The 21,988-nt window shown below is 71.3% G+C and carries 19 protein-coding genes and 1 tRNA gene; 13 read left to right on the forward strand and 7 right to left on the reverse strand.

From position 1 onward, the window contains the following. Positions 1-180 precede the first annotated feature (180 nt). The 4 genes from AC07EJ_RS18735 to AC07EJ_RS18750 all read left to right on the forward strand — a co-directional run bounded on the left by AC07EJ_RS18735 (position 181) and on the right by AC07EJ_RS18750 (position 4,948). Positions 181-1,509: an ABC transporter substrate-binding protein gene (locus tag AC07EJ_RS18735; RefSeq protein ID WP_389477132.1), complete on the forward strand. Its 1,329-nt coding sequence runs from the start codon at positions 181-183 to the stop codon at positions 1,507-1,509. Next, the gene (locus tag AC07EJ_RS18740; protein WP_389477130.1) at positions 1,506-2,516 is read left to right on the forward strand and encodes a carbohydrate ABC transporter permease; all 1,011 of its coding nucleotides are present in this window, start codon (positions 1,506-1,508) and stop codon (positions 2,514-2,516) included. The genes AC07EJ_RS18735 and AC07EJ_RS18740 overlap by 4 nt, the downstream gene beginning before the upstream one ends. Beyond that, positions 2,513-3,418: a carbohydrate ABC transporter permease gene (locus AC07EJ_RS18745; protein ID WP_478884551.1), complete on the forward strand. Its 906-nt coding sequence runs from the start codon at positions 2,513-2,515 to the stop codon at positions 3,416-3,418. The genes AC07EJ_RS18740 and AC07EJ_RS18745 overlap by 4 nt, the downstream gene beginning before the upstream one ends. 63 nt (positions 3,419-3,481) lie before the next feature. After that, a complete protein-coding gene (locus tag AC07EJ_RS18750; protein ID WP_478884552.1) occupies positions 3,482-4,948 on the forward strand; it encodes a GH1 family beta-glucosidase in 1,467 nt (488 codons plus the stop codon). Between the two features lie 526 nt (positions 4,949-5,474). Here AC07EJ_RS18750 and AC07EJ_RS18755 read toward each other — a convergent pair. The 3 genes from AC07EJ_RS18755 to AC07EJ_RS18765 form a co-directional block, all read right to left on the reverse strand. After that, a complete protein-coding gene (locus AC07EJ_RS18755; protein ID WP_389477124.1) occupies positions 5,475-6,962 on the reverse strand; it encodes a glycoside hydrolase family 18 protein in 1,488 nt (495 codons plus the stop codon). A gap of 173 nt (positions 6,963-7,135) precedes the next feature. After that, the gene (locus AC07EJ_RS18760; RefSeq protein ID WP_389477122.1) at positions 7,136-8,518 is read right to left on the reverse strand and encodes a sensor histidine kinase; all 1,383 of its coding nucleotides are present in this window, start codon (positions 8,516-8,518) and stop codon (positions 7,136-7,138) included. After that, positions 8,515-9,222, reverse strand: coding sequence for a response regulator transcription factor (locus AC07EJ_RS18765; protein WP_389477120.1), 708 nt, complete (start codon positions 9,220-9,222; stop codon positions 8,515-8,517). The genes AC07EJ_RS18760 and AC07EJ_RS18765 overlap by 4 nt, the downstream gene beginning before the upstream one ends. 119 nt (positions 9,223-9,341) lie before the next feature. On the opposite strand from AC07EJ_RS18765, the gene AC07EJ_RS18770 reads away from it, so the two are divergent. Beyond that, entirely contained in the window at positions 9,342-9,875 is a 534-nt protein-coding gene (locus tag AC07EJ_RS18770; RefSeq protein WP_478884553.1) for a hypothetical protein, read from the forward strand. Positions 9,876-9,968: 93 nt separating this feature from the next. On the opposite strand, the gene AC07EJ_RS18775 is transcribed toward AC07EJ_RS18770, so the two are convergent. Together AC07EJ_RS18775 and AC07EJ_RS18780 are read right to left on the reverse strand one after the other, a co-directional pair. Further along, positions 9,969-10,850, reverse strand: coding sequence for a spermidine synthase (locus AC07EJ_RS18775; protein WP_478884554.1), 882 nt, complete (start codon positions 10,848-10,850; stop codon positions 9,969-9,971). Between the two features lie 123 nt (positions 10,851-10,973). Further along, positions 10,974-11,411 carry a hypothetical protein gene (locus tag AC07EJ_RS18780; protein WP_393582121.1) on the reverse strand — a complete coding sequence of 146 codons (438 nt, stop codon included), beginning with the start codon at positions 11,409-11,411 and terminating at the stop codon, positions 10,974-10,976. 286 nt (positions 11,412-11,697) lie between these two features. On the opposite strand from AC07EJ_RS18780, the gene AC07EJ_RS18785 reads away from it, so the two are divergent. After that, positions 11,698-13,095, forward strand: a complete 1,398-nt coding sequence (locus AC07EJ_RS18785) for a tetratricopeptide repeat protein (RefSeq protein WP_478884555.1) — start codon at positions 11,698-11,700, stop codon at positions 13,093-13,095. A gap of 25 nt (positions 13,096-13,120) precedes the next feature. On the opposite strand, the gene AC07EJ_RS18790 is transcribed toward AC07EJ_RS18785, so the two are convergent. Continuing rightward, entirely contained in the window at positions 13,121-13,726 is a 606-nt protein-coding gene (locus tag AC07EJ_RS18790; RefSeq protein WP_393582122.1) for a histidine phosphatase family protein, read from the reverse strand. Positions 13,727-13,950: 224 nt separating this feature from the next. On the opposite strand from AC07EJ_RS18790, the gene AC07EJ_RS18795 reads away from it, so the two are divergent. The 7 genes from AC07EJ_RS18795 to AC07EJ_RS18825 all read left to right on the forward strand — a co-directional run bounded on the left by AC07EJ_RS18795 (position 13,951) and on the right by AC07EJ_RS18825 (position 20,264). Further along, a complete protein-coding gene (locus AC07EJ_RS18795; protein ID WP_389477108.1) occupies positions 13,951-14,928 on the forward strand; it encodes a phosphatase PAP2 family protein in 978 nt (325 codons plus the stop codon). Continuing rightward, on the forward strand, positions 14,879-16,030 hold the full coding sequence (locus tag AC07EJ_RS18800) for a hypothetical protein (RefSeq protein WP_389477106.1): 1,152 nt from the start codon (positions 14,879-14,881) through the stop codon (positions 16,028-16,030). The genes AC07EJ_RS18795 and AC07EJ_RS18800 overlap by 50 nt, the downstream gene beginning before the upstream one ends. Continuing rightward, on the forward strand, positions 16,021-17,619 hold the full coding sequence (locus tag AC07EJ_RS18805) for a hypothetical protein (RefSeq protein WP_478884556.1): 1,599 nt from the start codon (positions 16,021-16,023) through the stop codon (positions 17,617-17,619). The genes AC07EJ_RS18800 and AC07EJ_RS18805 overlap by 10 nt, the downstream gene beginning before the upstream one ends. Further along, entirely contained in the window at positions 17,616-18,992 is a 1,377-nt protein-coding gene (locus AC07EJ_RS18810) for an AAA domain-containing protein (RefSeq protein ID WP_478884557.1), read from the forward strand. Before AC07EJ_RS18805 ends, AC07EJ_RS18810 begins: the two co-directional genes overlap by 4 nt. A gap of 87 nt (positions 18,993-19,079) precedes the next feature. Continuing rightward, on the forward strand, positions 19,080-19,433 hold the full coding sequence (locus AC07EJ_RS18815; RefSeq protein WP_389477100.1) for a hypothetical protein: 354 nt from the start codon (positions 19,080-19,082) through the stop codon (positions 19,431-19,433). A gap of 140 nt (positions 19,434-19,573) precedes the next feature. After that, positions 19,574-20,200, forward strand: coding sequence for a bifunctional DNA primase/polymerase (locus tag AC07EJ_RS18820; protein ID WP_389477098.1), 627 nt, complete (start codon positions 19,574-19,576; stop codon positions 20,198-20,200). Further along, positions 20,191-20,264 (forward strand) — tRNA-Lys (locus tag AC07EJ_RS18825). The genes AC07EJ_RS18820 and AC07EJ_RS18825 overlap by 10 nt, the downstream gene beginning before the upstream one ends. Before the next feature lie 265 nt (positions 20,265-20,529). Here AC07EJ_RS18825 and AC07EJ_RS18830 read toward each other — a convergent pair. Continuing rightward, complete coding sequence (locus AC07EJ_RS18830) at positions 20,530-21,837, reverse strand: M6 family metalloprotease domain-containing protein (protein WP_389477096.1); 1,308 nt, start codon at positions 21,835-21,837, stop codon at positions 20,530-20,532. Between the last annotated feature and the right edge of the window lie 151 nt (positions 21,838-21,988).

Raw genomic sequence — 21,988 nt, forward strand, 5'->3', positions numbered from 1 at the left:
TTGACACCCCAGGGCCGAGCGACGACTCTTCAACACATCACTGGTGGGAGCGCTCCCACCCTACTGGACGTATACAGAAGCCGCACGTCCCCCGCCCGAGCCGTACGTGAACGAACGGGTCCAGCAAGGCAGTTGGCCGGGGTTGGCACTTCAGAGCAAGTGAGTTCTTTGGAGGATGCAATGCGCACGACTGCCCGTAAGTCCCGACGCGCGATGACCTTCGCGGTCGTCGCCGCCCTGGCCACAGGGCTGCTCGCCGGGTGCGCGAGCGATGACGACGCAGGATCCGACGGCGGTTCGAGCGGGGGTTCCGGGGGCAAGGGCGGAACCACGGTCACGATCGGCACCTTCGGCGTCTTCGGCTACAAGCAGGCCGGGCTCTACGACGAGTACATGAAGCTGCACCCGAACATCACGATCAAGGAGAACGTCACCACCCGCACCGACGTCTACTGGCCGAAGACCCTCACCAGGCTGCAGGCCGGATCCGGCACCGACGACGTCCAGGCCATCGAGGTCGGCAACATCACGGAGGCCGTCCAGACGCAGGCCGACAAGTTCGTCGACCTCGGCAAGGAGGTCGACAAGTCGCAGTGGCTGGACTGGAAGAACGCCCAGGCCACCACGAAGGACGGCAAGCTCATCGGGCTCGGCACCGATGTCGGACCGATGGCGATCTGCTACCGCAAGGACCTCTTCGAGAAGGCCGGTCTGGAGACCGACCGCACCAAGCTCGCCGCGCAGTGGAAGGGCGACTGGAGCAAGTACGTCGACCTCGGCAAGCAGTACATGAAGAAGGCACCGGGCAACACCAAGTACGTGGACTCCGCATCCTCCGTGTACAACGCGGCGCTCGGCGGCGAGAAGCAGCGGTACTACGACAAGGACGGCAGCGTCATCTGGGACAAGTCCACGGGGGTGAAGAAGTCCTGGAACGCCGCCATGGAGGTGGCGACCAGCAACATGTCGGCCAAGCTGAAGCAGTTCGACCAGACCTGGAACCAGGGCTTCGCCAACGGCACCTTCGCGACGGTGGCCTGCCCCGCGTGGATGCTCGGCTACATCCAGGAGAAGTCCGGTGACGCCGGCAAGGGCAAGTGGGACGTGGCGGCCGCGCCGACCGCGGCCAACTGGGGCGGCTCGTTCATCGGAGTGCCGACGGCGAGCAAGCACCAGAAGGAGGCCATCGCCCTGGCGAAGTGGCTGACCGAGCCCGAGCAGCAGGCCAAGGTCTTCGCCAAGCAGGCCAGCTTCCCGTCCACGCCGAAGGCGTACGACAGTCTGAAACCGCAGGCGGCGACCACGACGTTCTTCTCGAACGCGCCCCTGACGCAGATCTTCTCCGACTCGGCGAAGACCATCCCGGTCCAGGTCTTCGGCGTCAAGGACCAGCCGATCGGCACCGCGATCACCGACGTCGGCATCCTCCAGGTCGAGCAGAAGGGCAAGTCCCCGAAGCAGGGCTGGGACGCCGCGACCAAGGAGGTCAAGGACGTGCTCGGCCAGTGACCAGTTCCGACGAGGTTCTCGCGCAGTCCGCGCCGAGTGCCGACGCCGCGCCCGGCTCTCAGGAGCCGGGCGCGGCGCGGGACGCCCGTAAGTCCGGCTCCTGGCGCAGCCGGCTGTACCGCTGGGACATGAAGGCGTCGCCGTACGCGTTCGTCTCCCCCTTCTTCATCATCTTCGGCACCTTCTCCCTCGTACCGCTGCTCTACACCGCGTGGTACTCGCTGCACCACGTCCAGCTCTCCTCGCTGGACACGCAGACCTGGGCAGGCCTCGACAACTACAAGAACCTGTTCGCCTCGGACTTCTTCTGGAACGCCCTGAAGAACACGTTCACCATCGGCCTGATCTCGACGGTGCCCCAGCTGATCGCGGCGATCTGGCTGGCGCACATGCTCCACTACCGGCTGCGCGGCTCGACCGTGTGGCGCGTCGTCATGCTCACCCCGTACGCCACGTCGGTGGCGGCGGCGACGCTCGTCTTCGTCCTGCTGTTCGCACCGGACAGCGGGATGATCAACTGGCTGCTCGACACCATCGGCCTCGGCCCGGTCAACTGGCGGGAGTCCGACTGGGGTTCACAGCTCGCCGTCTCCTCCATCGTGATCTGGCGGTGGACGGGGTACAACTCGCTGATCTACCTGGCGGCGATGCAGGCCATCCCGGCGGACCTCTACGAGTCGGCGGCCCTGGACGGCGCCAGCCGCTGGCAGCAGTTCCGGCACGTGACGGTTCCGATGCTGCGCCCGACGATCCTGTTCACCGTGGTCGTCTCCACGATCGGCGCGACACAGCTCTTCGGCGAGCCCCTGCTGTTCGGCGGTGTCAGCGGCACCAAGGGCGGCTCGGAGCACCAGTACCAGACCCTCGGCCTGTACATGTACGACCAGGGCTGGATCATCGGCAACCTCGGCAAGGCGTCCGCCATCGCCTGGTCGATGTTCCTGATCCTCCTGATCGTCGCCGCGGTCAACCTGCTGATCACCCGACGGCTGAGGAAGTCCCGATGACCACCACTGATGTGACGCTCCCTCAGGTTACGAAACAGGGGGACACCGGGGGCCGGCGCCGGACGCGCATGACGGGCGCGGGCAGACAACTGCACGCGGGGCCCCTCACCTACGTGATCCTCACCCTGTTCGCCGCCCTGTCCCTGGCCCCCCTGCTCTGGACGGCGATCGCGGCCTCACGCACCAACGCCCGCCTCGCGCAGACACCACCGCCCTTCTGGTTCGGCGGCAACCTGTTCAAGAACCTGGAAACGGCGTGGAACCAAGCCGGTATGGGCACGGCGATGTTCAACACGATCCTGGTGGCAGGCACCATCACCATCGGCACGGTCCTGTTCTCCACGCTCGCCGGTTTCGCCTTCGCGAAACTGCGCTTCCGGTTCTCCACGACGCTGCTTTTGATGACCATCGGCACGATGATGGTCCCGCCCCAACTGGCCGTGGTCCCGCTCTACTTGTGGATGACGGACCTGGGCTGGGCGAACCATCTGCAGACCGTCATCCTGCCGACGCTGGTCAGCGCCTTCGGTACGTTCTTCATGCGCCAGTACCTGGTCCAGGCACTGCCCACCGAACTCATCGAGGCCGCCCGGGTCGACGGGGCGAGCAGTCTGCGGGTCGTCTGGCACGTGGTCTTCCCGGCCGCGCGCCCGGCGATGGCGGTGCTGGGGCTGCTGACGTTCGTGATGGCGTGGAACGACTTCCTGTGGCCGATCATCGCGCTCAACGGAGAGAACCCGACGGTCCAGGTAGCCCTCAACCAACTGGGCACCGGCTACATCCCGGACGACTCGGTGATCATGGCCGGAGCCCTGCTGGGCACGCTGCCGCTACTGATCGCGTTCCTGCTGTTCGGCAAGCAGATCGTGGGCGGCATCATGCAGGGCGCGGTAAAGGGCTGAACTTCGGGGGCCGCCGCAAGCGGCGGCCCCACCCCACAACTTCCTACTCATGGGAGCGCTTCCATGCCCAAGCCCATTACACCCACGACAGACCCCACCCCCACCCCCACCTCCACATCGACCCCCACCTTCCCGCCGGGCTTCCTCTGGGGAGCGGCGACATCGGCGTACCAGATCGAGGGGGCGGTGCGGGAGGACGGCCGGACGCCGTCGATCTGGGACACGTTCAGCCATACGCCGGGCAGGACGGCGGGCGGTGACACGGGCGACGTGGCGGTGGACCACTACCACCGCTACCAGGACGACGTGGCGCTCATGAAGGACCTGGACCTGGGCACGTACCGCTTCTCGGTCTCGTGGCCGAGGGTGCAGCCCACGGGCCGGGGGCCGGCGGTCCAGCGGGGTCTTGACTTCTACCGGCGCCTGACGGACGAACTCCTCACGAAGGGCATCAAGCCGGCCCTGACGCTCTACCACTGGGACCTGCCGCAGGAACTGGAGGACGCGGGCGGCTGGCCGGCCCGCGACACGGCGTACCGCTTCGCGGAGTACGCGGGCATGGTCGGCGAGGCGCTGGGCGACCGCGTAGACCTGTGGATCACGCTCAACGAGCCCTGGTGCAGTGCGTTCCTGGGCTATGGCTCGGGCGTGCACGCCCCGGGCAGGACGGAGCCGGCGGCAGCACTGCGCGCGGCACACCACCTCAACCTGGCCCACGGCCTGGCGACGCAGGCCCTGCGCCGGACGCTGCCGGCCCGAGCAGAAGTAGCGGTAAGCCTCAACTCCTCCACAGTCAGGCCCCTTTCGCCTACCAGCGCCGCCGACGACGACGCCCGCCGACGCATCGACAACCTGGCCAACGGCGTGTTCCACGGCCCGATGCTGCACGGGGAGTACCCGGCGGACCTGATCACGGACACCGCACGCATCACGGACTGGTCCTTCGTCCAGACCCCGGACCTGGCGACGATCCACCAGCCCCTGGACGCTCTGGGCCTGAACTACTACACCCCGTCCCTGGTCTCCTCGGCCCCGTCAGCGCCTACGACGCGTTCCGACGGCCACGGCGCGAGCGATCACTCGCCCTGGCCGGGAGCGGACGACATCGCCTTCCACCAGTCCCCGGGCGAGCGCACGGAGATGGGCTGGAGCATCGACCCGACGGGCCTGCACGACCTGATCATGCGCTACACCAGGGAGGCGCCGGGCCTGCCGCTGTACATCACGGAGAACGGCGCGGCGTACGACGACAAGCCGGACCCCGAGGGCCGGGTCCACGACCCGGAGCGCATCGCGTACCTCCACGGCCACCTGTCCGCCGTACACCGCGCGATCAAGGACGGAGCGGACGTCCGCGGCTACTACCTCTGGTCGCTGATGGACAACTTCGAGTGGGCGTACGGCTACGAGAAGCGCTTCGGGGCGGTCCACGTGGACTACGCGACCCAGAAACGTACGCCGAAGTCGAGCGCGCACTGGTACGCACAAGCGTCACGGACGAACGAGCTCCCGCCCCCTCCGGGGAACTAGGGACTTTCGTTTGGATCAGGCCGGGTCAGGGAGCGGGGTCTGGTGCGTGCAGCTGCAAGGCGGAGGATTGAGGCGACACGATGGGGGTCCCCCCTGCTCGAGCGAAGCCGAGAGCTTGGGGGAGTCGGTGATTGACGACAACGCGGCAGATGGGCGTGCCAGACCCCCCGAGTCCGGCATGACCCAAACCGAGAGGCCCTAGAACCGGCGGTCAGCCGCGTACGAAACGGGAGGGGCCGTGGGGGCATGCGCGCGCGGAGCCACCAGCACCACGTACAGGCAATTTGGCTGGGCAGCGGGGACCCGTAGAACAGCGAGCACGTGCATGCCCCCACGGCCCCGCACCTGACAACAGACCCGGCGAAAAAACGGCGGCGCACCCGGAAACGAACCGGCGGAACGACAAGGAACCCAGAACGAACCGGCGGAACGACAGGGAACCCAGAACGAACCGATAGACAAAAGCGCGCCCCGGCCGAGTGGGGGGACAAAGATCCGGCCGGGGCGCGCGGCTTCCCGCGGGGGGCTACTTGAAGGAGGCGAAGGCCTTCTGGAAGGCGTTGGCCGCCTGCTCGATCGAGGAACAGGTGGGCTGGGCCGAGTTGGACGTCCCGCCCTCACACGCCTTGTCGCGGGTGGCGGACCACATCGAGAGACCGCCCAGGCCCTTTTCCTTGGCGAAGGCGACCAGCTGCGTGGCGTCGTCGACCTTGAAGACCTCGGTCGAGACGTCGTTGACGCCAATCATCGGGGTGACCGCGACAGCCTTCCAGGCGGCGGCGTCGGACAGCCCGAGCGCGCTCTTGATCTGAGCCTGGGTGGCGGTGGCGGCCTGCTCGGCATAGGTGCCCATGTCACCGCTGTACGAGGCCCCGTAGTCCATCGCCATGATGTTGACGAGGTCGGCCGAGACGCCGTTGGACTTGGCGTTCTTCAGGAAGTTCACGCCGTCCGAGGTGAGCCCTTCGGGCATCACGGGGAGCGTGAAGGAGACGTTCAGGTTCGGGTTGTTCTTCTGCAGCGTGGCGATGGCCTGGGCGCGCTTGGTGTTGGCGGCCGTGTCCGGCAGGGCGCCGCCCTCGACGTCGAAGTCGACCTTGGTGAGCTTGAACTGGTCGATGGCCTTCTGGTACGCCGCCGCCAGGTCGGAGGCCGAGGAGCAGGCCTGCGCCAGCTCGGTGCCGGAGGCGCCGCCGAAGGAGACCCGGACGTCGCCGCCCGCGGCCCTCAAGTCACCGATCTGCGCGGCGACTTCGTCGCTGCCGAGGTCGGTGACGCCGCCCCACTTCGGGGTGCAGGAGCCGCCGGAGGTGATGAAGGCGAGGTTGTACTCCTTGACGCCGGTGGCCTTGGAGGAGGCGACCAGGTCGAACTTCGGGTAAAGGGAGGTATCGACGTAAGGGGCGAAGCCGCCCGCGGCGGCGGAGCCGGAACCCGTACCGGAGGACGAGGACGACGAAGGGGCCGGGGAGCCCGTCGACGTGGCGGTCCCGGTCGGCTCGGCTGTCGACGGCGCGGAGGCGCTGGGGGTGGGGGTGGGCGTGGCGGACTCGGTGGGACGGCCGCTCGGCTCGGGGGTCGCGCCGTCGTCGACGGAGCACTTGGCACCGTCGATGAGACACCCGGCCGGATCGGCGTCGCCGGTGACGACGAACCCGACGGTCACGGACTTGCCGGCGGCGATGCCTTCCTTGTCCCAGGAGGCGGGCTTCACGGTGACGTGCGAGCCGGACACCGACGACTCGGCGTTCCACAGGGAGCCGAGCTTGGTGCCGGACGGCAGATCGAACTCCAGCGTCCAGTCCGACCGGGCCTTGTCCGTGTCGTTCTTGACGACGTACTGGGCGGTGTACCCGCCGGACCACTCACTGGTCTTGGCGTACGCGGCGCCGACGCCCGCGGCCTGCGCCGTACCGGAGAACAGAAAGGCGCCGCCGCCCACGACGGCCGCGGCGACGAGCCCGCCTATCGCCTTGTTCCTGCCGCTGACCCTGCGCCGGTGCGTGCTGCTCATCGCGTGCCTGCCTTAGCTGTACGGGGGTGGGGGTGCGGCAGCACGCTAGCGATCCGGAACCCGGCAAATGGGGCACCATCACCGGCGGTTGAGGTTCTTATGGAGGGCTTAAGGAACCCATCGGAGCGGATTAAAGGTAGAGACCAATCCCGAAACGATGAGGTCCTACCCGACTACACAGCGGCACCGGGTGACGAGGTGCGGCGTCGGCGCCGTACCGCGCTGCGGTGCCCGCGCCGCCCCTCGGCGGGCCCCCGCCCGTCCAGCTGCACCCAGATCCGCACCTCGGTCCCCCCGAGCACGGAGGACCCGATCCGCACATCGCCCCCGGTCGACTCGGCGAGCCGCCGGACGATGTCGAGCCCGAGCCCGGTGGACCCGTCGCTGCCGGACCCCCGCCCACGGGCCATCGCGGCGTCCGGGTCGAGGATCCCCGGCCCCGCATCGGAGACGAGCACGATCACGGCGTCCTCACCGCTGTGCACGTCGACCGCGAAGGCGGTGCCTTCAGGGGTGTGCCGGAAGACATTCCCGAGGAGCGCGTCGAGCGCGGCGGCCAGCTCCCCCCGCGCCACGGGGATGCGCACCGGCCGATCGACCCCGGCGACGCGCACCTTGCGCCCCTCGTCCTCGGCGAGCGCGGACCAGAAGTCCATGCGCTCACGGATGACCTCGGCGGCATCACACCCGGCACCGGGCCCGGCTGCGGCGGTCTGCGGCTTGGCGTCGCGGGCGGTGCGGATGATGGTGTCGACCTCACGCTCCAGCTGCTCGACGGCGGCGCGGGTCTGCTCGGCGGCGGCGCCCTCCCCCAGCGAGACGGCGTTGAGCCGCAGAACGGTGAGGGGCGTACGCAGCCGATGGGAGAGATCGGCAGCCAGCTCCCGCTCGTTGGCGAGGAGCTGAACGACCTGATCGGCCATGGAGTTGAAGGCGACGGCGGCGAGCCGGAGTTCCGTGGGCCCATCCTCCGGCACGCGGGCCCCGAGCTTCCCCTCGCCCAGGTCGTGCGCGGCGTGGACGAGGCGCCTGGCGGGCTGCACCATGCGTACGCCGAGCCGGTCAGCGACGGCCACGGACCCTATGACGAGGGCGATGCCGACCCCGGCGAGGACGAGCCAGGCGGTGGCGACGCCGTTGGTGACCTCGGACTCCGGTACGAACACTTCGACGACGGCGATGCCGGAGCTGACGGCGATGGGCTGGAGCCACACCGACCCGCCCGGCACATCGGCGACGGTGGCCTGCCGGAGGCCGACGTGCTCGCCACCGGCGCGCGACGTGCCGACCTGGATCGCCGGGGCGCCCCCCGCGGCCGGGATGTACACGGCCATACGGCCGTCGGCGCCGGCCTCGGTGGACGCCACGGCGCGGGTCAGTTCGTCACGGTCGGTTGTGATGGAGAGGGTGGGCCCGATCGCGGCGGCGGTCCGCTCGGCGTTGGAGAAGGCACGGTCCCGGGCCATCTCCTTGATGACGAGGCCGAGAGGAACCGCGAAAGCGACCACCACCATGGCGGTGACGGCGAGGCACACCTTGACCAGCGCCCACCTCATGCCGGCCCGCCCTCCGGCTGCGGCGGCTCCAGCTTCACGCCGACGCCCCGCAGGGTGTGCAGATAGCGCGGCCGGGCGGCCGTTTCGCCCAATTTCCTGCGCAGCCACGACAGATGGACGTCGATGGTCTGATCGTCCCCGTACGACTGCTGCCACACCTCGGCGAGGAGTTCCTTGCGGGGTACGACGACGCCGGGCCGGCCCGCGAGGAAGGTGAGCAGGTCGAACTCGCGCCGGGTGAGATCGAGCCGCGCTCCGTCCAGCTCGGCCTGGCGCCGCAGCGGGTCTATCGCGAGGCCGCCGACCTGGAGGAGGCGCGAGGGCGGCTCGGCGGCGGCGCTGGAGCGCGCGCGGCGCAGCACGGCGGCCATGCGGGCGGACAGGTGCTCGGGCGAGAACGGCTTGGTGAGGTAGTCGTCGGCGCCGTCGTTGAGGAGCCGGACGATCTCGGTCTCGTCGTCGCGGGCCGTGGCGATGATCACGGGTACGTCGGTGATGCCGCGCAGCATCTTCAATGCCTCGGATCCGTCCAGATCGGGCAGACCGAGGTCGAGAATCACGACGTCGAAACGGAAATGGGCGACCTCGCGCAGCGCCTCCAGGGCCGTGCCGACGCTCCGTACGGTGTGGGAGGCCTCGGTCAGGTGCCGGATGAGGGCTGAGCGCACGAACTGGTCGTCCTCGACCACGAGCACACTTGCCATGGGCGGCACCGTACGCCATACGGGGGACCCCGGTCCTCCTTCCGTGCAGGTCCGGGGCAACCCCGGTCCCCCCGGGACACGGGTGGGGCGGGTGCGGCAGTATGGCCGCGATGCACCCCATGCGCAGAGGACTTGTTCACACGGCGGCCTGGCTGCTGGCCACGGGCGCGGCCGTCACGCTGTCGTGGTGGGGCGTGCACACGGTGATGGCGGGCACGGCGTACGACCCGCCGCGCGCGGTGCCGATCGCCGCGGGAGCGGTGGAGGCGCGGTCCTCGTCCACGCACCGCCCGGAGCCCTCGCCACCGGCGTCGCCGTCCCGCTCGGACGCGGAGAAGCCGTCATACTCCCCCTCCTCGGCCACGCCGTCGTCGAGCCGCCCGGCGAAACCGAGCACCCCCGCCAAGTCGCCCGCGTCGCCGTCGGCGTCCGGCACGGTGAAGGGCTACACGACGGACGGTGGCCGTGCGGTGTTCGACCTCGGCAAGGACGCCGCGACGCTGGTCTCGGCGACACCCGCGGCCGGCTGGTCGGTGCAGGTGTGGAAGGACTCGACGTGGATCAGGGTGGAGTTCACCTCGGGCACGGACAAGGTCTCGGTGTTCTGCACGTGGCACGACCATGCACCGCGCGTCGAAGTAGGGAATTACTGACCACCCGCACGAAGGGCCACCCCGCCCCACCCCGCCCTCCCCGAAACAGAACGCCCCCTCAGCCCCCCGTCACCGAACCCGTCACCGAACCCGTCACCGGAAAACGGACGGCGGAGGAGCAGGCGAGGCAACGGCGCCGGAGTCGCTGACGGCAGCGGCTCCCCCGGTGAAGTCCGAGAGGGCCTTGCCGTGTTCGACGCGGGCAGGATGCGGATCGCTCGCCGCGCGCCGGGTCAGCTCGGCGACCGGCAGCACCCGGTCGGAGGCGACCAGTACGGCGTTGCCGAAGCGCTTGCCGCGCAGGACGGCGGGGTCGGCGACGAGGGCGAGCTCCGGGAAGACGGCCGCGGCGGTGGCGATCTGGCCACGCAGATGCGCGAGGGGCGGCCCGTCGGCGAGGTTGGCGACGTAGCATCCGCCGGGCTTGACCACGCGGCGGACCTCGGTGAGGAACTCGGTGCTGGTGAGGTGCGCGGGCGTACGCGCTCCGCTGAACACGTCGGCTATCAGGAGGTCGGCCCAGCCGTCGGGGAGTTTCGCGAGACCCTCGCGGGCGTCGGCGGCGCGGACGCGGATCCGGGCACCGGGGTCCAACGGCAGTTCGCGGCGCACCAGTTGGACGAGCACCTCGTCGCGTTCGACCACTTGCTGGGTGGAGCGGGGGCGGGTCGCGGCGATGTAGCGGGCGAGGGTGAAGGCGCCGCCTCCCAGGTGCACGGCGTGGACGGGGCGGCCCTTGTCCACGGCGAGGTCGATGACGTGGCCGATCCTGCGCTGGTACTCGAATTCGAGGTACGCGGGATCGTCGAGGTCGACGTGCGACTGCGGGGCACCGTCCACGAGCAGCGTCCAGGCGCGCGGCCGGTCCCGGTCGGGTATCAGCTCGGCGAGCCCGCCGTCGACGGCCTCGACGACGGCCTCCCGGCCGCCACGGGCCGCTCCGGCCTGCTTGTTCTTTGCCCTTGACCTTGCCATCCGTCCATTATCGACGGGCAGCGACGAGTCGGCCCAGCGGCCACGGAGCCACGGACCACTGAGGCCTGGACCGCTGAGGAGTGGACCGCCGAGACCTGGACCGCCGAGGCCTGGTGCCGGGCCTCAGCGGCAGTTGTCCGCGGCCTCGATCATGCGGGCCGCCTCGTCGAGCGCCGCCCGCAGGACCGCCGGATCGGTGACGAGTTCGGCCTCGCCGGGCGGGAGCAGCCAGCCGCCGCCCTCGACAGGGGCGGGCGGCAGGGGCCCCGCGCTGGGGCCGCGCCCCTGCGAGGGCGACGCGGGGGTGTGGGTGCAGGCGCTGCCGGGGACGTCCCAGCCGTCGGCGGTGCCGGACGGCACGAGGAAGCCGAGGGTGTCGCAGTCCCCGTCGTGCAGGACCGGACCGACGGCCTCGGTGGCGCCGCGGCGCAGGATGTCGACCGCTTCGAGGCCCTGCCGGGCCGGGACGGTCACCACGTCGCACGACACGCTGTCACGGGGTGGCGCACTGTGATCCTGGGTCGGCCGGTGCCGCGCCGTCGAAAGTGATGCTTCCAACACGTCAGCCCCTCCTCGCTCTCGCGTACGGGTTGCACGACCGGAACGACCGCTCCGGCCCCGCAAGGTTCAACGCCCGTAAGCGTCAACAGCTACGGCAGCACGCCGCCGCAAAGGATGGCACTTCATGGCGGATGCGGGGGGAGATATCCGTTTTGTAGCCAAACACTGTGTGTCGGAGTCGTTACAGCAGGTACCTTCGTGCCCCGTCGGAACAGGGGTTGCACCAGGGCTCCCAGAGACCCAACTCCCCGGTGATCCGGCACGGTTCGCACGAGAGGGCCCGATCATGACGCCGTCACCGGTGGCATCGTCAGCGCAGTCCCCGCGGCCGAATCTCGCCTTCAGGCGGCTGCGAGGGCAGCGCTCCCCGGGCGAGTTCGCGGCCGCGGTGCGCCGGGCCGCCCGGGAGATCGGCGAGCGGGTCAGCTGCGACGCGCGCTACATCGGGCGGGTGGAGGCCGGCGAGATCCGCTGCCCCAACTACGCGTACGAGCGGGTGTTCCTGCACATGTTCCCCGGCCGCTCGCTCACGGATCTGGGGTTCGCGCCCCGCTCGGCCGTCCGCGGCCGGGCGTCGCGCCCCGCGGAGCCCGCCCCCCTCGTGCACACCGAGTTCGAGTTCCCGCACCACGACGAGGAGAGCGACGTGCGGCGTCGCGCATTCATGACCGGAGGGACGGCCACCGTGGCCATCGCCTCCCTGGCGCCCTTCGGCATCGCAGCCGACAGCACGGCAACCCGTGCGGCGAAGTCAACTGCCGCGGGCCACGGCGGGCGTGCGGCGCCCGAGGCCGGTGTCGGCGCGGTCGAGGAGGCCATCCGCCGGATCCGGCTGCTCGACGACCGGCACGGCGCCGACGGGCTCTACAAGAGGGCCGCGGCCCCGTTGCGTACGGCGTTCGCGCTGCTCGACGCGGGGACGGCGGCGCCCGGCACGGCCGAGCGGCTCCAGGCCGGGGCGGGTGAACTCGCCATCTCGGTCGGCTGGTTGGCGCACGATTCGGGTCGCTTCGACGACGCGCGCTCGCACTACGCGGAGGCGCTGGCCACCGCGCGCGTGGCGGGCGACCCGGCCCTTGAGGCGCACGCGTTCTGCAACACGGCGTTCCTGGCGCGGGACGCGGGGCGGCCGAGGGAGGCGGTGCGGGCGGCGCAGGCGGCCACGCGCGTCGCGGGCCGGCTGGCGTCGCCGCGGCTGCTCTCGCTGATCGCGCTGCGCGAGGCCGGCGGCTGGGCGGGACTCGGGGACCGTACGGGGTGTGAGCGGGCGCTGGCCCGGGCGCAGGCCCTCTTCGCGCGCGGGGAGTCGGACGGCGACCCGGAGTGGATGACGTTCTACGGCGAGGCCGAGCTGGAGGGCCTGGAGGCGCAGTGCTACTCGGCGCTCGGCGACTGGACCCGCGCCGCCCGGCACGCGCGCCGCGCAGCCGCCCTCCAGGACCCGCACTTCACCCGGAACATCGCCCTGTACACGGCGGAACTGGCCGACGATCTGGCGCGCGCCGGCCAGCCCGACGAGGCCGCGTCCGCGGGGATGCGCGTTCTGCATCTGCTGACCGAGGTCCAGTCGTCGCGCATCCAGTCGATGCTGGCGACCACCGCGCGCGTGCTCCTTCCGCACCGCAGGGCGTCGGGCGTCTCGGCGTTCCTGGAGCAGCACGCGTCGGCGCCGCGCACGGTGTGAGCCCCGCCGGCGGCGCCGCCATCCCCTATCCCTCGTGGCCCGCGAGGTGGCCGATGTCGTTCCACGACTCGATCGCCGGTTCCCCGTAGGCCCAGCCGAGGACCGACAGAGACGTCGGGTTGAGGCGGATGCGGGCCGCGAAGTCCAGCGGGAGACCGAGCCAGCGCGCGCCGATCGAGCGCAGCATGTGGCCGTGCGCGAACACCAGGGCGTCGCGGTTCTCGGATCTGGCCCAGGCGACGACCTCGTCCGCACGCGCGGTCATCTGCTCCAAGGTCTCGCCCTCGGGGACGCCGTCGCGCCAGATGAACCAGCCGGGGCGCCGCTCCTGGATCTGGGCGGGGGTCAGGCCCTCGTAGGCGCCGTAGTCCCATTCCATGAGCGTGTCCCACTCGGTGGCCCGGTCGCCGAAGCCGGCCAGGTCGCAGGTCTCGCGCGCGCGGGAGAGCGGGCTGGTGCGCACCTCGGCCCCGGGGAGTCCGTCGAGGGGCGCCCGGTGCAGACGCTCACCGAGCAGCTTCGCGCCGCGCCGTCCCTCTTCGAGCAGGGGGATGTCGGTCCTGCCGGTGTGCCGCCCGGACAGTGACCATTCCGTCTGTCCATGCCGGGCCAACAGGATGCGCGGTGCCATGGGTGACCTTTCCGAGGGCGGGTGAAAAGGGCTGCCATGTACCGACAAGTCAGGCCAGGCGCGCCCGCTCGTTCCATCATCGCTCACCCGGGATTCAGGCAACCCACCGGGCGATCGTTGCGTCTTCGTGGGTCGGAGGCGCCCCTTCCAGACGGACACATACACCGTAAAGTGAGCCACATGGCCACGGGCCGCCGTACACGGAGTTAAGGGGGAGCGGCCGGATGTCGCAGACCGAGGCACCGCCCACTGCGGCGACAGGGGGCGACCGGCTGCGCTGGTGGACCGAACTGCCGCTGATACTGCTGGTGTACGCCGCCTATTCGGCGGGCCGGCTCATGGTGGGCGGGAAGGTGTCGAGCGCCGTGGACCACGGCCTTGCGATACTCCGGGCCGAGAAGGCACTCCATCTCAACCTCGAACATCCGCTGAATCGTCTCTTCACCGCCGAGGCATGGATCGGTGTCCCCGCCGACTTCTGGTACGCCTCACTGCACTACCTCGTCACCCCAGGCATCCTGATCTGGCTCTTCCGCAGCCGCGCCGTCCACTTCCGCGCCGCCCGGACCTGGCTGATGACGTCCACCCTGATCGGTCTGATCGGCTTCACCCTCGTACCGACCTGCCCGCCGCGCCTGCTATCCCCGGGCCACGGCTTCGTCGACACCATGGCCCAGTACAGCTCGTGGGGCTGGTGGGGCGGCCAGGCGAGCGCGCCGCGCGGGCTCGGCGGCATGACCAACCAGTACGCGGCGATGCCCAGCCTGCACGTCGGCTGGGCGGTGTGGTGCGGGGTCATGCTGTGGCGCCACGGCCGTACGCCGCTGGTCAGGGCGGCCGGCATCGCCTACCCGCTGATCACCACCTTCGTGGTGATGGGCACCGCGAACCACTACTTCTTCGACGCGCTCGCCGGGGTGGCCGTCATGGGCCTCGGCTTCCTGGTGAGCCTGCGCGTGACGCGGGCCGCGGACCTCGTACGGGCGCGGGTGCGCAGCGCGCCGAAGGCCGGCCCCCTGCGGCCCCGCCGCACCTCTCCCGCCCCCGCCTCCACCGCGGCGTCCTCAATTGTCACTGGGGAGTGCCAGACTTCGGCGGGTGAGCGAATTCCCCGACAGCGCAAGGTCAGTGCAGGACCGGGCGGCGGCCCGGGTGCCCGCTCCTCCGACGCGGGGGACGGCGCTGCGGCAGCTGCTCGCTGAGCTGCGTGGCGCCGACATAGCGCCACGGGCGCTCGACGCGCGGGCGCTGGCGGCGCTCGCTGCGAATCCCGGGTGCCGGCGGCGCGCGCTGCTCGACGGGGCGGGCGTCGACAAGGCGCGGCTCGCGGACGCGCTCGGGGCTCCGTCCGGATTCGGCCAGTCGCAGTTCGCGTTGACGCGGGGGAACGCGTTCGAGGCAAAGGTCAAGGCCGACGGTGGCGCGGAGCTGCTCCGGCTCGTGCACGAGCGCATGGGCGGCGGGCCCGAGCCGGTGCCGGGTGAGGCCCGTACGCCGGATCTGACGGCGGTCGGACCCGAGGGCCGCACGGCCCGTACGGCGCTCGCGCTGCGCGAGGCGACGGCGGACGCGGCCCGCTCCGGCGCCTGGACCTTCCTGGAGCACCCGATGCTCGCGCTCGACGTCGCGGGCACCCCGGCCTTCCTCGAACCGGACGCGGTGGTCGTGCACCCCGACGGGACGTGGACGGTCGTCGAGATCAAGTCCTTCCCGATGATCGACGGCGGCGCGGACGCGGCGAAGGTCGGCGCCGCCGCCCGCCAGGCCGCCGTATACGTGCTGGCGCTGGAACGGGTCGCCGGGCACCTGGACCCGGCGCCCGAGGTCAGGCACCGGATCCTGCTCGTCTGTCCCAAGGACTTCAGCAACCTTCCGACGGCATCCGCCGTCGACGTACGCAAGCAGCTGTCGGTGACGCGGCGGCAGCTGGAGCGGCTGACCCGCATCGAGGACATCGCGGACGCGCTGCCCGCGGGCACGTGTTTCGACGTCACGCGCCCCGCGGACGAGCTGACGGAAGCGGTCGAGTCGGTTCCGGCGGCGTACGCGCCTGAGTGCCTGGCCGCGTGCGAGCTGGCGTTCCACTGCCGTGACCGGGCCCGTGAGGAGGGCGCGGTCACCTCGCTCGGCCGCGGCCTCCGGGCCGAGCTGGGCGCTCTGACCACGGTCGACGAGGTCCTCTCGGCGGCCCACGGCCACTCCGGAGACCCGCGGGACCCTGCGGTCGCCGCCCTGCGCCGGGCGGCCCGGCTGCGGGCCGAGGCGCTCGGTGTGCGCGGAGAGGCGGCGCCGGCATGCCACTGATCACCGATCTGGCCCGCCTGGAAGCCGTGCAGAGCGGGCGCGCCCAGCCGGTCGCGACCGTGCGGCACCGCCATCTGTCGCAGCGCCCCCTCGTCCTGGTCCCGCTCATCACCGCGGGCGAGGCGGGCGCCCCGCTCGGCGCGCTCGTCGGCACGGAGCGCACCTCGCCCCGGCTCCTCGTGGTGCCGCAGCCCCGCGACCGGGACCTGCGCTTCGCGTTCCTCGCCGAGCTGGCCGGGATCGTCCTGCCGTACGTCGACGGGTTCGCGGCCGACGTCGAGGCCGCCGAGCGCGCCGAGACCGACCCCACGACCGGCAAGCGGGTCAAGGTGGAGGTCGAGCTGTGCGCGGACGCTCCGCAGCTGATCCTGCCGAGCCGCTCCGGCATCGAGTTCGTACGGCTCCTCGGGCGCTCGATGCGCTTTCGCCGCACCGCCGAGCAGGAACCGGAGGCGCCGTATCCCGCCCCGCCGCACGTGCCGCTCCTGGGCCGCTGGCTGACGCACTTCGGGGAGCGGGCCCGAGTTCCCGGTTCCGCGCTCCTGCTCGCCATGACGGACCTGCTGTCCCGGCACTGGGCGACGGGCCAGTCCACCCTGGAGGACCAGCACCTGGGCGCGCTGCTCGCCTGGATCGAGGCCCCGCAGGACTCGTCGGGCGCCGAGGCCGCGCTCCGCGCCGAGCTCGCCCGGGACAAGGACGGTCAGCTCGTCTGCCCGCCCGCGGGCCCGGCCACCGACCCGGCGTTCGACAACAAGCTCCTTGCACCCGCGATCGAGCGCTACGACAAGGCCCGCACACTGCTGGTCGCCGCCGAGGACGGCATCGAGGCGGACGCGCGACTCGCCGCGCTGACGGCGGCCGAACGCGACATCCACGCGCTCGTCGAGAGCCGGACCCGGCCCACGTGGGACGCGGTGTGGCGCGGTCTGGACGCGCTGTGCACGCTCCCCGAGGGGCCGCGCGCCGCGGAGCGCTGGACGCGTGACCGCTGGTCGTTCACCGCCCACCGGGACCGCGTCGCCGCGGGCGAGCCGCCGCAGCCGCGCCGGGACGACGCGGTGACGGCGGCCAACAAGCTGGCGACGCGCGAGCGCGAGCAGGCCAGGCTGGACGCGCAGGAGGCACTCGACGACCCGCTGGTCATGGCGGGCCGCCGGCTCACCGGCGAGGCCTTCGCGGGCGAGGTGACCGAGTCGGTGCCGGCGTACAACGAGAAGAACCGGCCGCGCCCCCTGATCACCGTCCGCACCGACGACATGCCGCATCTCGGCGAGCGCACGAAGGTGTACCGCTCGCTCGACGGCAAGCCGCAGGCGGCGGAGTTCGTGTCGTACGACGCCGGGGGCGACGTCGTCCTGCGCGTCCTGGACAAGATGGGCCGGGGCAAGGAGCCGGAGCCGGGATCCGTCCCTGAGAAGGGCGACCAGGTGTGCTTCACGCTCTTCGAGCACGAGCAGCGGGGCGGCCCGAAGCTGCCGGACCCGGAGGAGACGCCGTGGACGCACGGCGGCCCGCCGCACACGGACGGCTCGGGCGCGCCGATGCCTGAGGCGCCCGACGCCGTGACCACGGAGGATCTGCTGTGACGACCGCACCGCATCAGCTCGGCCGCTCCGGCACGAGCGGCGACACCCCGTTCGACCCGGGGGCGGCGGCCGGCCGCGCCACCGACGCCATCCTCCGCGACACCCTGCACGGCACGGCCCGCGGCACCGTCGTGGACTCCCCGCCCGGCGCCGGGAAGTCGACGCTCGTAGTGCGTGCCGCGCTCGAACTGGCCGAGGCGGGGCGCCCGTTGATGGTCATCGCGCAGACGAACGCGCAGGTCGACGACCTCGTCCTGCGCCTCGCCGAGAAGAATCCCGAGCTGCCCGTAGGACGCCTGCACAGCAGCGACACCGACCCGTACGACAAGGCGCTCGACGACCTGGCGAACGTGCGCAAGTCGGCCAAGGCCGGTGACCTCGCCCCACTCCCGGTCGTCATCTCGACGGCCGCGAAGTGGGCGCACGTCAAGGACATCGACCCCTGGCAGCACGCCATCGTCGACGAGGCGTACCAGATGCGCTCGGACGCGCTGCTCGCCGTGGCGGGCCTGTTCGAGCGGGCCCTGTTCGTGGGCGACCCGGGGCAGCTGGACCCGTTCGCGATCGTCGGGGCCGAGCAGTGGGCGGGCCTGTCGTACGACCCGTCGGCGTCCGCCGTGACGACGCTCCTGGCGCACAACCCCGAGCTGCCGCAGCACCGGCTCCCGGTCTCCTGGCGCCTCCCGGCGTCCGCCGCGCCCCTGGTCTCCGGCGCCTTCTACCCGTACACGCCGTTCCGCAGCGGCACGGACCACGGCGACCGCAGCCTGGGGTTCGAGGTGGCCTCCGACGGCTCGGGCCCGGACCGCGTGATCGACGAGGCTGCGGAGTCGGGCTGGGGCCTGCTCGAACTCCCGGCCAGGCACACGCCCCGCACCGACCCCGAGGCCGTAGGGGCCCTGGCCCAGGTGGTGCGGCGCCTGCTGGACCGCGGCGGGGCCACGGTCTCGGAGCGTGGCCCCGGCCCGTCCCCCCTCACGGCGGACCGCATCGCGGTCGGCACGGCACATCGCGACCAGGCGGCGGCGGTGCGCTCGGCGCTCGCGGACCTCGGCGTCACGGACGTCACCGTGGACACGGCGAACCGGCTGCAGGGCCGAGAGTTCGACGTCACGGTCGTCCTGCACCCGCTCTCGGGCCGCCCGGACGCGACGGCGTTCCACCTGGAGACGGGCCGTCTGTGCGTCCTGGCCTCCCGCCACCGCCACGCGTGCATCGTGGTCTGCCGCGCGGGCGTCCCCGCCCTGCTGGACGACCATCCGTCGACGGAACCGGTCCAGCTGGGAGTCACGGTGAAATTCCCGGACGGCTGGGAGGCACATCACGCCGTACTCGCCCGCCTCGCGGAACACCGGGTGGCGTGGACGCCTTGAACAACGGGGCGCTCTTGCGGGCCTGCGGACAATAGAAGGTGGCCCCTGCGGCGACATGGGGCTGCACACCGTACGAGGAGGAACATCATGGCCGAGCCCGAGCGGGCCCGCACCGAGAGGCGGATGCGTCCGGCCCCGCTGCTCTTCGAGCCGGCCGAGGCCGCCGCGGATCCGGAGCACTTCTTCGACCTGGAGGCGATCGAGGACCCGCGTGAGCTGCTCGCCCGCGCGACGGAGCTGACGCACGCGTTCCGGGCCGCGACCGACCGGTCCGTGGAGTTCCAGGCCCTGGCGGCGGCCCAGCTCGCCGACCCGCGCCGCTTCGACCGCCTGACGCCCGCGGTGATCGCCGAGCAGGCGCAGTGGACGGAGGACTACGCGAAGAAGATGGTCGAGTTCGGCCGCGACCTGATGCGCGGGCCGGCCGAGAACCGGCCGTAGCGGAGAGGGCGCAGCAACCGCCCCCGTAAAGATCGACTGGCATATGCCAAGAGGGCAAGATACTCCACCCCGCCCCCTCCTGTCCCGATTTCCGGCAACCCTGAGAAGTCGTGCGCTCACGCCCGGTAGACGTAAGTGCTATGAGCGCCACACACTCCCAGAACAGCACCGGTCAGCTGACCCGGTACGACCGATTCGACATCGCGGGCGCCACCCGGGAGGGCGCCGCGTGGCTCGCCTCGGCGGGAACGCATCCGCGCAGCACCCTCGCGTTCTGGGAGTCACGGCCTGACGCCCCTGTCGTCCTGCCCTGCGGCACGACGTTCGACGTGGTGAACGTGCCGTCGATGTTCGGGCGCCGGATGCTGGACGCGCTGTGGGAGGAAGGTCCCGGCTCCGGCCCCGTCGCCGCGCACCGCGGCCGCATGCTCCTGTTCACGGCCCCCGGCACCGCCCAACGGCTTCCCTCGCTCCTCGAGTGGGAGGAATGGGGCCCCGCCGTGCCGCCCCTGCTGTGCCACGGAAGCGGTGACGCCGTGACGGTCCCGCCCCCGGCCGGGGGCACAGAACAGGCCGGGAGCCGGCCCGCCGACTCGCGCTGGTTGGTCGCCCCCGACACCCTCCACCCGTGGCTGCCGGGCCCCGAGGTACTGCTCTGGTCCTGCGTCCGCGCGGCCCGCGCGAGCGCCAAACCCTCGGTGCGGATATCGATTTTTCCTGGCCCGGATCAGGATGCTAAGGTCTACGACGTCAGCAGGCGCCGCTAGCTCAGTTGGTTAGAGCAGCTGACTCTTAATCAGCGGGTCCGGGGTTCGAGTCCCTGGCGGCGCACAGACAAGCAAAAGCCCTCCACACTTGTGGGGGGCTTTCGCTATAGACGGGGCCACCCCGACAACCCAAGAGCGGCTGGGGGTCCGGGGGTCATCCCCCGGGAAGACACAGCATCAGCGGGTCCGGGGTTCGAGTCCCCGGCGGCGCACAGACAAGCAAAAGCCCTCCACACACGTGGGGGGCTTTCGCTATAGGCGGGGGCCCGCCCAGACAGCCCGAGCGGGGCGCGCATTCCGGTGCAGCGATCCGCCGCCACCCGAGGCGTTCACCCCGTGCTCACCTTGACCGTCCATGAACCCGACTTCGTGCGGCCCTCGACCTCGACCCGTACGTTCTCGCCCGGCACCCTGAAGGTCTCCCCGACCCGCACCGGCGCGTCCGCGAGCGCCGGATAGACCGAGTCGCCCCAGCACGCATCCGTGTCGGGATGTCCGTCTAGCACCTCGACCGGGCCGCTGCCGGAGGCGGTCTCGCTGCGTACCCGGTAGACGAGGATGCCCTCGGAGCACGACGCCGCGTCGTTGCCGTCGGCGCTGCGGGCCTCCATGGCGATCGCGCTGTCCGCTCCCGTCCGCACGACGGCGAGCTTCGTCCCGTTGCCCGTGCCGAAGGGCGCGACCTTGGTTCCGGGTGCCGCGCCCGGCCGCGCGGGCGCGGACGTCAGGGGTTCGAGGGTGAGCTGCCGGCTGCCGGTCCCCGTCACGCACACCACCTGCTTCCGGTCCAGCCACCCCAGCTTCCACTTGTGCCAGCCGAAGAAGTCGGGCGCGAGCCCGAACTGACTGCCCATGACATCCCAGTCACCGACATACGTGTCCCAGTCCCCCTTGCCGTCGGTCGGCCGGTGGTAGAGGTCCGGCAGGTCGAAGACGTGGCCCGTCTCGTGGGCCAGGACGTTGCGGTCGGGCGGGTGCTGCTCGAAGACGGTGACGATGCGCTTGATGTCCTTGCCGTCGGCCCGCATCGGCTGGTCGAAGTTGACCACCTTCGTGGCGTCCGAGTCGACGCCGGGGGCGTCGGGGTCGGCGACGAAGTAGATGACGTCGTACTTGCTGAAGTCGGTCTTCGGGTCCGCCGTGGCGACGGCGTCGCGCAGATAGGCGCCGCGGTGCGAGGCGTCCCAGTCACGCTTTATGGCGTACGAGGTCGAGGAGTGCGGCATGCGGAGCCAGTGGCGCTCCGGGTGCGGGACCAGGTGGAACTTCCCGTAGGAGGCCCGGTCGTAGAAGTTGCTGGTGGCGGGGAAGTAGTCGGCCGCCAGCTCCTTGGGGGTGGTCAGCGGCCGGGCGTCGGGGAAGGAGAGGAAGACCATCAGCGCGTTGAGGGTCCTGACCGGGCGCGGATAGGCCTTGTTCCAGGTGTCGAGGCCCTCCGAGTGATGGGCCGCCGTGCGCTCCAGCGCGCAGGGCCCCCCGTAGGGGGCGGAAATCGCGGGGCCCGCGACGAGTGACGTGGCGGCCATGGCGATGAGCGCGGTGAGCGCCGCACCGACGGAACGCAGGCGTGGTCTCTCCACTCCCCCGGGTGGCAGCGGACGCGGCAAGTCGACCTCCGGATGGGGAAAGCGGGACACCCAACCCAGAGTGTGGGGATTTGCGGTACTACGCCCTGTTTATCTGACCCGGTCGAGTGAGGGGGCGACACCCCGGGAGGTCACAGAACGTCACGCGCGGTCGCGGGAGGCCAGAAGGTGTGCCAGGGGCGAGCAGAAACGATCTGTCGGC

This window comes from Streptomyces sp. NPDC045026 (assembly GCF_056432625.1).

What these genes read in the sequence shown, in the direction of transcription:
- AC07EJ_RS18735 (WP_389477132.1), top strand. Translation starts at nt 181, where the DNA reads ATGCGCACGACTGCCCGTAAGTCCCGACGCGCGATGACCTTCGCGGTC.
- AC07EJ_RS18745 (WP_478884551.1), top strand. Translation starts at nt 2,513, where the DNA reads ATGACCACCACTGATGTGACGCTCCCTCAGGTTACGAAACAGGGGGAC.
- AC07EJ_RS18750 (WP_478884552.1), top strand. Translation starts at nt 3,482, where the DNA reads ATGCCCAAGCCCATTACACCCACGACAGACCCCACCCCCACCCCCACC.
- AC07EJ_RS18755 (WP_389477124.1), bottom strand. Translation starts at nt 6,962, where the DNA reads ATGAGCAGCACGCACCGGCGCAGGGTCAGCGGCAGGAACAAGGCGATA.
- AC07EJ_RS18760 (WP_389477122.1), bottom strand. Translation starts at nt 8,518, where the DNA reads ATGAGGTGGGCGCTGGTCAAGGTGTGCCTCGCCGTCACCGCCATGGTG.
- AC07EJ_RS18765 (WP_389477120.1), bottom strand. Translation starts at nt 9,222, where the DNA reads ATGGCAAGTGTGCTCGTGGTCGAGGACGACCAGTTCGTGCGCTCAGCC.
- AC07EJ_RS18770 (WP_478884553.1), top strand. Translation starts at nt 9,342, where the DNA reads ATGCGCAGAGGACTTGTTCACACGGCGGCCTGGCTGCTGGCCACGGGC.
- AC07EJ_RS18775 (WP_478884554.1), bottom strand. Translation starts at nt 10,850, where the DNA reads ATGGCAAGGTCAAGGGCAAAGAACAAGCAGGCCGGAGCGGCCCGTGGC.
- AC07EJ_RS18785 (WP_478884555.1), top strand. Translation starts at nt 11,698, where the DNA reads ATGACGCCGTCACCGGTGGCATCGTCAGCGCAGTCCCCGCGGCCGAAT.
- AC07EJ_RS18790 (WP_393582122.1), bottom strand. Translation starts at nt 13,726, where the DNA reads ATGGCACCGCGCATCCTGTTGGCCCGGCATGGACAGACGGAATGGTCA.
- AC07EJ_RS18795 (WP_389477108.1), top strand. Translation starts at nt 13,951, where the DNA reads ATGTCGCAGACCGAGGCACCGCCCACTGCGGCGACAGGGGGCGACCGG.
- AC07EJ_RS18805 (WP_478884556.1), top strand. Translation starts at nt 16,021, where the DNA reads ATGCCACTGATCACCGATCTGGCCCGCCTGGAAGCCGTGCAGAGCGGG.
- AC07EJ_RS18815 (WP_389477100.1), top strand. Translation starts at nt 19,080, where the DNA reads ATGGCCGAGCCCGAGCGGGCCCGCACCGAGAGGCGGATGCGTCCGGCC.
- AC07EJ_RS18820 (WP_389477098.1), top strand. Translation starts at nt 19,574, where the DNA reads ATGAGCGCCACACACTCCCAGAACAGCACCGGTCAGCTGACCCGGTAC.